7 protein-coding genes are annotated in these 8,718 nt (G+C 69.3%); 3 read left to right on the top strand and 4 right to left on the bottom strand.

Annotated elements, in window-relative coordinates; all coding sequences use genetic code 11:
• The first annotated feature begins 217 nt into the window (after nt 1-217).
• Nucleotides 218-1,750: an amidohydrolase family protein gene (locus AC6LJ9_RS24120; RefSeq protein ID WP_498149506.1), complete on the top strand. Its 1,533-nt coding sequence runs from the start codon at nt 218-220 to the stop codon at nt 1,748-1,750.
• 37 nt (nt 1,751-1,787) lie between these two features.
• On the opposite strand, the gene AC6LJ9_RS24115 is transcribed toward AC6LJ9_RS24120, so the two are convergent.
• From AC6LJ9_RS24115 to AC6LJ9_RS24105, 3 genes are all read right to left on the bottom strand, one after another.
• The gene (locus tag AC6LJ9_RS24115) at nt 1,788-2,237 is read right to left on the bottom strand and encodes a YbaN family protein (protein WP_498149505.1); all 450 of its coding nucleotides are present in this window, start codon (nt 2,235-2,237) and stop codon (nt 1,788-1,790) included.
• Nucleotides 2,237-2,827 carry a biliverdin-producing heme oxygenase gene (locus AC6LJ9_RS24110; protein ID WP_498149504.1) on the bottom strand — a complete coding sequence of 197 codons (591 nt, stop codon included), beginning with the start codon at nt 2,825-2,827 and terminating at the stop codon, nt 2,237-2,239. The genes AC6LJ9_RS24115 and AC6LJ9_RS24110 overlap by 1 nt, the downstream gene beginning before the upstream one ends.
• A 70-nt stretch (nt 2,828-2,897) precedes the next feature.
• Entirely contained in the window at nt 2,898-5,849 is a 2,952-nt protein-coding gene (locus AC6LJ9_RS24105) for a TonB-dependent receptor (RefSeq protein WP_498149503.1), read from the bottom strand.
• Between the two features lie 390 nt (nt 5,850-6,239).
• Between AC6LJ9_RS24105 and AC6LJ9_RS24100 the strand changes: the two genes are divergently transcribed.
• Nucleotides 6,240-6,779 carry a sigma-70 family RNA polymerase sigma factor gene (locus tag AC6LJ9_RS24100; RefSeq protein ID WP_498149502.1) on the top strand — a complete coding sequence of 180 codons (540 nt, stop codon included), beginning with the start codon at nt 6,240-6,242 and terminating at the stop codon, nt 6,777-6,779.
• Nucleotides 6,772-7,776, top strand: a complete 1,005-nt coding sequence (locus AC6LJ9_RS24095; RefSeq protein WP_498149501.1) for a FecR domain-containing protein — start codon at nt 6,772-6,774, stop codon at nt 7,774-7,776. Before AC6LJ9_RS24100 ends, AC6LJ9_RS24095 begins: the two co-directional genes overlap by 8 nt.
• 45 nt (nt 7,777-7,821) lie before the next feature.
• Here the strand turns inward: AC6LJ9_RS24095 and AC6LJ9_RS24090 are convergent, their stop codons facing one another.
• Nucleotides 7,822-8,703, bottom strand: coding sequence for a LysR substrate-binding domain-containing protein (locus tag AC6LJ9_RS24090; protein ID WP_498149500.1), 882 nt, complete (start codon nt 8,701-8,703; stop codon nt 7,822-7,824).
• Between the last annotated feature and the right edge of the window lie 15 nt (nt 8,704-8,718).

Genomic DNA, 8,718 nt, shown 5'->3' with positions numbered 1-8,718 from the left:
CGTCTCGTGGGCTCGGAGATGTGGATAGGAGACAGGGCCGGCCCCGCATGACCTGGCGCAAGCCGGCGCGGGGGATTCCCGCGCGAACGGCGTCATGCCCCACAAGAATGTCGACAAAACGCCGCCCATCGGGACTTTCCCTGCCCCTGTCGTTCGCCCGCATGCAGGCCGCCATGCCCGCGCTAGACTGCCATTCCCCATCCCGAGGAGCACTCGCATGAACCTGCCTGCCCGTGTCGTGGATCTGCACACCCATCTGTTCAATGCCCGCTACATGCCGCTGGAAAGCGTGATCGCCAGCGCCATGAACAAGGAGGAAAGCAAGCTCGCGGACTACGTCGCGAAGCTGCTGTACACGCTGGCGGGTTCATCCTATGCGGACGCCCAGGACCTGGGCGCGCAGAAGCACCTGCAGGTCGCGTCCGAGGACGAGTTCTATCTGGAGCGGATCTGGGAGATCACCCGCGGCGGACTGATGCAGGAAGTCCCCGCCGCCACGCTCGCCAAGCATGGCCCGGCCGACGTGCTGAACCAGCCCTGGAACGCGCAGCCGCTGGAGCCGGTGGCGTCGTCGGAGTTGATGGAGATCATCGAGCAGCTGTCGAACATCGACTACGCCGCCGAGGGCTGGGTCGAGCCCGATCCCTCGCCGCTGCACCAGCCCGCCGTCCCGTACAAGCAGCTGGCGGCCGCGCCGATGTTCGTCGACGTGCTGGACTGGGCCCGGCGCGTAGTTCGCAAGGCGCTGCGCGCGGCCACGGACCTGATGGACAAGTTCGCCTGGGGCAGCCACGTCGAGAACTACCTGGAGTTCTTCCTGACCATGCTGAAGTCGGAGAAGGCCGTGCTCAAGCAGCTGCTGTCCAGCTACGACAAGCTCGGCGCGGGCAACATCCAGGTGCTGCACATGATGATGGATATGCAGCTGGCCTATCCGGTGCCCAAGCCGCCGCGCTACCCCTTCCCCGAACAGCTGCGGAAGATGGAGCAGCTCAAGCAGGACAACCCGCAATCGATGTTCGGCTTTTCCGCCTTCGATCCCCGGCGCGACAATTGGCGGCAACTGGCCGACACCGCGATCGCGCACGGCTTCCTGGGCTTCAAGTTCTATCCGGCGCTGGGCTACCTGCCCATCGGCAACGCCGACCCCGTGCTGGAGAGCCGGGTGGCGGCGTTCTTCGACTACTGCATCGCCGGCGACATTCCTGTGTTCGTGCATTGCACGCCCATCGGCTTCCAGACGAAGGAAAAGAAAGGCCTGAACGCTCATCCGAAGCACTGGCGCGCACTGCTCGAACACGAGCGCTGGCGCGATCTGCGGCTCTGCCTGGGCCATGCCGGCGGCGGCCGTGCCAGCAACCAGGGCGTTTCCTCAGCCGGCTGGATGGCCGACAGCGACGCCGAGTGGTGCGACGCCGACAACTTCGCCCGCATCGTCGCCGACCTGTGCGCGACCTACCCGAACGTGTATTGCGAACTGGGCTACATCACCGAGCTGCTGGACGACAAGGACGCGCGCGAACTGCTGGTCGCCAACATCGAGCGCGCGCGCGCCGAGGCCCAGCAGAACGGCCGCCCCCACGACTTCCTGGACAAGGTCGCCTACGGCTCGGACTGGCACATGCCCAGCATGGTCGACAACACGGCGCGCTACCTGGACGTGTTCGTCGACATCATGAACCGGCCCGCCTATGCCGCGCATCGCGATCTCTTCTTCCACGACACGGCGATGGCGTACCTGAAGCGCTGAGCCGGAGCCCCGGACGCCAGCGCCGCCGGATCCGCTCTCAGGCCTTTCCGGCGGCGGGCGCCGGCCGCGACGCGATCCATCCGGCGCAGGCCGCCATGCCCAGGGCCACGCCCAGGTCCAACATCCAGGACGGATGCGCGCCCCAGGCGAACAGCGCGTAGCCCAGCGCCATGCCGCCGACGGCATAGGTCTTGCCCTTGCGGCTGATCGCGCCCTGCTCGCGCCACTGGCGCAAAGGCGCACCGAAGCGCGGGTGCGTGAGCAGCCAGGCTTCCATGCGCGGCGACGAGCGCGTGAAGCAGGCCACCGCCAGGATCAGGAAGATGGTGGTCGGCATCACCGGCAGCATCGCGCCGATGATGCCCAGCGCCACCATCAGCCAGCCCAGCGCGGCCCAGGCGGCGCGCGCCAGCCGGCCCGGCTTCGCGGCGGGCCGCCGCCCTGCTTCTGGCGACGCCCGATCCGCGCCGGCCGAAGGTTCTTCCATCACGCCAGTTCCTGCTCGACATAGCCGCGCACGGCCACGAACGCCGCGCGGGCGCTGGACACGACTTCGCCCTCCTGCTCCGGCGCCAGCGGCACCGCGTCCAGCGCCGCCGCGAAGTCGCGCCAGTGCTGCGCCACGCCTTCCGGATGCGCGGCCAGGTGGCGCGCGCCGAAGTCGCGGTCCAGGCCCAGCTTGCCGGCCAGCTTGTAGAGCACGGCCGCGCCCAGCGTCGAGCCTTCCGCCACGTACAGCCAGCCCAGCGCGCCGGGCACGGCCATGCCGGCATCGGCCGCCGGCAGAGCCTCGGCCGGCGGCGCCATGCCCAGGTCGGCCAGGTCCCGCGTCACCAGACCCAGCCGGCGCCGCGCCGGCATGTCCGGCAGCAGCGCCGCCAGATCGGCGCGCGCATAGAGCGCGTCCACATCGCGCAGGAAGCGGTACTGCACGCGCAAGAAGCCCGCGTAGCGCTCGCGACTTGCGAAGATCCGCGCGCCCATGATGCGGCTGTCCAGCGAATCATGGGTGGACGTGGTGCTGGCCTTCAGGCGGCGGGCGCGGCCCGCGTCGGCGTGGGGCGATAGATTGGTCATGGTGCATCCTCGCAGGCAGAGGGGGGTGGGGTCGGCGGCGGCCGGGGGACAAGCGTGGCGGGCGTCATGGTCAGAACCTGGTCTGCATGCCCAGGAATACGGTGCGCCCGGGCGCCGGCATGAAGCTCTGCGCCAGCGGGTCCAGGTAATAGCGGTTGGTCAGGTTCTGCACGGCCAGGTTCACGTCGGTGTGCTCGCGCAGTTTGTAGTTCAGGAACAGGTCGTACAGCGCGACCGAGTGGTACACCTGCTGCGGCGTGGTGGCTCCCACCTGCCAGGGCTTGTCGGCCTTGGCGGTCGGACCCGAGGTATAGGTCACGCGCCCCCCCACCGTCAGCGTCTCGTCGAAGAAGCGCAGGCCGGCCGTCAGGTTCAGCGCCAACCGGGGCGGATTCTGCGTGTTGGTGTACGACCCCATGAAGCTGCCCGGCGTGCAGTTGGGCGTGCCCTGGGTGGGCTGGTAACGGTTCGCGGCGGCGCGCAGCTTGGCGGCGAAGGCCGAATCGCAGGTCTCGGTCTTCAGGTAATAGGTGGCCGACAGATCGGCGAACACGCGGCCGGCATCGTAGTGCGACTGCAGTTCCAGGCCGCTGGTCTTGTAGCTGTCGGTATTGGAAAAGCGCATCAGGCCCATCAGGCCCGGGCTGGGATCGTAGTAGCGGGTGATGTAATTCTTGATGTTGTTGTTGAAGTACGCCACCTTCAGGCCGGCCGTGTCGCGGTCGGTGAACACGCCCTGGCGCAGCGTACTGGCGCCGACTTCCCAGCTGCTGGAGCGTTCCGGCTTGAGGCTCTTGCCCGGGTCCACCTGCAAGGTGCCGCGACTGGTCTCGAACAGCGAAGGCATGCGCAAGCCCTGCGTATACGAGGCGTAGACAAAGGTGTCCGGGATCAGCTCGAAATTGAAGCCCACCGACGGCGAGAAGCCGCCGCCGCTGCTGCGCTGCCTGCCCTCGTAGCGGTAGCCCTGGACCATGTTGACGACCCGTTCGTTCTGAACCCTGACGCCGGTCGCGCCGTAGTCGTTGTAGTTGATGCCCTCGAAGGGATAGTTGGTGTTCTTGAAGACGATGCCGTTGTTCAACCGGGGATCCGTCGCCGCCGTGTACCGCCCATTCTTGTCCGGATACCAGGCCATGTTGCCGTATTCGCGCGGCTTGGTCACCATGATGAAACGCATGGCGCGGTCCTCGCGCTGGGCGATGGCGCGGGTGCCGTTGTCCTCGACGCTGAAATGCGTGTAGCGGCCGCCGGTCCACAGCGTCAGCTTGTCCATCGGCTTGTATTCCAGCTTGCCGTTCAGGCTGAATTCCTGGCGCTTGGCGTCGCGCAGCGTGCGGTTGGCGTTGATGTCGTGCTGCGTGATCACCACGCCCTTCTGCGGGCGTATTTCTTCCATCTGGAACGAACCGCCCAGGTCCAGCTTGAAGTCGCCCACGCCGGTCGAGAAGCGCGAGACGTTGCCCAGGTCGCCGCCGATGCGGCGGTTGGCCTGGCGGGTCCAGTTGCGATCCGAGCGGTAGGCCTGCGAGGTCGGCGCCAGCACCGAGGTCAGCAGGCTGGTCGAGGCGTCCGTCAGCCACAGGTTGGCCGTCACGTCCACCAGCGGATTACCGGCGGGCAGGTAGTGGTAGCGCGCCGTGTAGGTATCGATCTTGGTCTGGCTCAACGGGTATTGGTAGATGCCCGCCGTGCCCGAACGGAAGATGTCGGACGGCATGATCTCGCCGTTGCGGCCGTCGTAGCGACGGTAGCCCAGCTCCAGCGTGTGGCCGTCCGCCGGCCGCAGGGTGGCCTTGAGCAGGACGGACTCGGTCTTGAAGGACGAGTTCAGCACTTCCTCGCCCGGGTTGTAGATCTTGGCCACGCTGGACTGCTCGCGGCCATACTCGTTATAGACGCGGTAGCGGTCGCGTCCTTTCTCGCCGGTAATGTAGTTGCCCTGGTTGCGGCGCGCGTAGGCGGCCACAAGATCCAGGCGCTCGTTGGTATAGGCCAGCGCCACGCTGCCGGACTTGGCCTGCGAGCCGAACAGGCTGCCACGGCTGTCGCGCGGCTGCGTCGACACGTTCTCTCCCGGCGTGCCGTCGCGGCGCGCCGGCCCCACGCCGTTGTTCCACACATCGCCTTTCAGGCGCACGCCGAAGCTGTTGCCATCGACCAGGATGTCCTTGATCCCGAGGGTGCGCATCTCCACCGTGCCGCCGATGGCGCCGGACTTCATCGTCGGCCCCTTGTTGATGGTGACATCGCTGATCAGGTCCGGGTCGATATAGCTGCGCTGCTGCGTGCCGGCGTAGCCGCGATACACGTCCAGCGACTGCTCGGAGCCGTCCACCTTCACCGCCACGCGGCTCTGCCCCTGCACGCCTCGGATGTTGACGTCCAGCGCGCCGCCGTTGCGGCTGTCGCCCACCTGCACGCCGGCCACGCCCTTGAGCAGGTCGGCCGGCGACACGCCCCGGCCGAAGCGGTCCAGGTCCTTGCCGGACAGATACACCGACGAGCGCGGCGCCGTGTAGACCTCTTTCTCCGGTTCGGGCAGCCCGTCGGCGGTGACCACCACCGAGGGCAGCGGGATCGCCCCGGCCGAGGCCTGGGACGCCCCCGCCAGCGCATAGCTGCCATCCGCGCGCGCCACCAGCCGCAGGTCGGTGCCCGCGAGCAGCCGGCGCAATCCACCGCTGACCGTGTAGCGACCCGCCAGCGCCGGCGCGTTCAGCCCGCGCGTGAGCGCCGGATCGAAGGACAGCAGCAGCCCGGACTGGCTGGCGAACGCGCCCAGCGCCGCGCCGAGCGGCCCGGCCGGCACGTCGTAGCTGCGCAGCTGTGTGTCGTCGAGCTGCGCGGCGGGCGTGCCGGACGCGCCAGGCGCGGCTTCGGCCGCTAGCGCAACGCCGGTTGGCAGCATGGCGATGCTTGTCGTGGGCAGGCCCGCCAGCGCGCAACGCAGCGCCAGGGCCAGCGGACGCAGGCGGCGCGGGGATCGGGAAGAACGGGGAAGATGACGTGCGGGGTACATGCTTTTCCTATCTCGTCGGGTCTGGAGCCGACGCCAAGCGCAGGCTTTCAGCTCCTCTGCCGCACGAGATCGGAAAAGGGATACGTTTTCCGGAGAAAAACTTTTCGCGCGCAATACGCGGATCGACAAGGCGGCGCCGGCGGGCACGGCCTTGGCCCTGTACGCGCCCCCGCGCCACGCGGCCGAGACATGACGGCCGCGCGGCGCCAGGACCGTCCGGCCCCAGCGGCATCCATCGCGAGCAACGCGCCGGCAATCGCGCATGGCTGGCTCTCCGTATTGCGAATCACCCAAACTTTAATGATAATGGTTTTTATTCGTTTCTCAAGCCACGCCCGCCCCGTTGCCGGCGCGGCCGTTCCCTCCGCTCCACGCAAGACCGTCCCGACCATGCACGCCCCCAGCCCGCCGCAGCCCTGCGCAGAGCGCGACAGCATCGCCGCCCTGTACATCGAGAACCATGCCTGGCTGCGCGGCTGGCTGGCCTACCGGCTCAATTCCTGGGGCCGCGGCGCGGCCGAGGACCTGGCGCACGACACCTTCCTGCGCATCCTGTCCAGCCGCGCCGGCGCCCCGCGCGAGGCGATCCAGCAGCCGCGCGCCTATCTCACCACCGTGGCCAAGGGCGTGCTGGTCAGCTGGATGCGCCGGCAGACGCTGGAGCGCGCCTGGCTCGAGGCGCTGGCCGCCCTGCCCCAGCCGCAGCATCCCTCGCCCGAACAGCAGAGCGTCATCCTGGAAACCCTGCACGAGATCGACGCCATGCTGGACACGCTCAAGCCGCGCGTGAAGCAGGCCTTCCTGATGGCCACGCTGGACGGCATGAAGCAGCAGGAGATCGCCCGGGCGCTGAACGTGGCCGTGCCCACGGTCAAGAGCTACATCCACAAGGCCTACCTGGCCTGCCTGAGCCTGATGCCCGATGAATGACGCCGCCCGCGCCGCCGCCGGCATCCGCACGCCGCGCGACCTGCCGCCCCTGGCCCCGCGCATCCTTGAAGAAGCCGCGTCCTGGCTGCTGCTGATGCAGGACGGGCCGCTGCCGCCGTCCCGCCAGGCCCAGTTCGAACGCTGGCGCGCGCGCAGCGCCGAGCACCAGCGCGCCTGGCAGCGCGCCGAACGGCTGCTGGCCCGCATCGGCCTGCTGCCGCCCGCGCTCGCGACGCGCGCGCTGAACCGCCCGCCCCGGGCCGGCCGCCGCGCCGCGCTGCGCGCCCTGGCCCTGCTGCTCGCGGCCGCGCCGCTGGGCTGGCTGTCATGGCGCCATCCGTTCTGGCGCGACTGGCTGGCCGCCGACTACGTCACCGCCGTCGGCGAACGCCTGGACATCACGCTGGAAGACGGCGCCGAGGTCGCGCTCAATACCGACACCGCGCTGGACCTGCGCTACGACGACAGCCAGCGCCTGCTGCGCCTGCGCCGCGGCGAGATCTACATCCGCACCGCCGCCGACACTCGCGCGCCGCCACGCCCCTTCCTGGTACAGACCGACGATGGCCTGCTGCTGGCGCTGGGCACGCGCTACAGCGTGCGCCAATACCCGGGCTACACCGAACTTGCCGTGTACGAAGGCGCCGTGCAGATCCACCCCGACGGCGCCGACGTGGCGCCGGGCGCGAACATCATCGGCGCCGGCCGGCGCGCGCGTTACACGCGCCAGCGCATCCAGGCCATCGACGCCGCGAGCGAGGCCGCGCTGGCCTGGCGCCGGGGGCTCCTGATCGCCGACGACATGCCCGTGGCCCTGTGGGCGCGCGAGCTGGCGCGCTATGGCCGCGAGACCATCGAGGTGGACGCCGGCGCAAGCGCGCTGCGGATATCGGGCACCTTCCCCATCGACGACATCCCGCGAGCGCTGGGCATGCTGGCGCAGACCTACCGCCTGCGCACCCGGCGCGAAGGCATGCGCGTGCGCATCAGCCGTTGAAAGCCAACCGGCCCGCGCCCGGGGCGGACCATCGATGGCCGCGCATCAGCCGCCAGATACCGGCGCCTCCGGCACGCCCAGCGCCTCGCACAGCCAGCCGCAGAACGCCCGCGCCAGCGGATCGTCCTGACTGTCGCGATGCACCAGCCAGGCCCAGTTCGGACCGCGCACGGTCTGTTCCGTCATCGCGGCCAACGCCCCCTCGTCGCGCCAGCGCCGGCCCAGCAGTGCGCTGACCAGCGCCATGCCCAGCCCCTCGCGCGCCGCGTCCAGCAGCAGGCCAGGATCGGAAAAATTCATGCCCTGCGCGCGCTGGCCCACATCGGCCCCGCCCTGCGTCTCCCAGTGGCTCCAGTCCATCTCGCGCTCGCCGTGCAGCGTGGCCGGCGCCCCCGCGCCCGGCGCGAGCAAGCGCGGATGACAGGCCGGATACAGGCGGTCCTCGACCAGCACGCGAAACGCGCAATCGGCCTGCGGCGCCAGATCGTCGCGCAGCGCGATGTCCACCGTCTGCGTCGCCATGTCCGGCGGCGCGTCGCTGGTATAGAGCCACAGGTCGGCCTCGGGCCGCGCGGCGCGGAATGATTCCAGCCTGGGCATCAGCCAGTGGCGGGCGAAGGCCGGGCTGGCGTTCACGATCAATTGATTGGGCTTGCGGTACTGGTCCAGCCGGCGGATACCCGCCGCCAGTTGCCGCAGCATCGCCTGCGTGGTGCCCAGCAGATCCCAGCCCGCGTCGGTCAGCGACACCGCCCGCCCCTGCCGGAAGAACACCGGCTGGCCCAGATAGGCCTCCAGGCTGCGCACCTGCTGGCTGATGGCCGACTGCGTCACGTGCAGCTCTTCCGCCGCCTTGTGGAAACTGCCCAGCCGGGCGGCCGCCTCGAAGCCGCGCAGCACGTTCAAGGGAGGCCAGTGCTTCAACATATCTATAAGCCTTGC

It is taken from the genome of Achromobacter sp. 1011811831, from assembly GCF_059760905.1.
The sequence above is the reverse complement of the archived record's forward strand: the minus strand, read 5'-3'. Positions and strand labels throughout refer to the sequence as shown.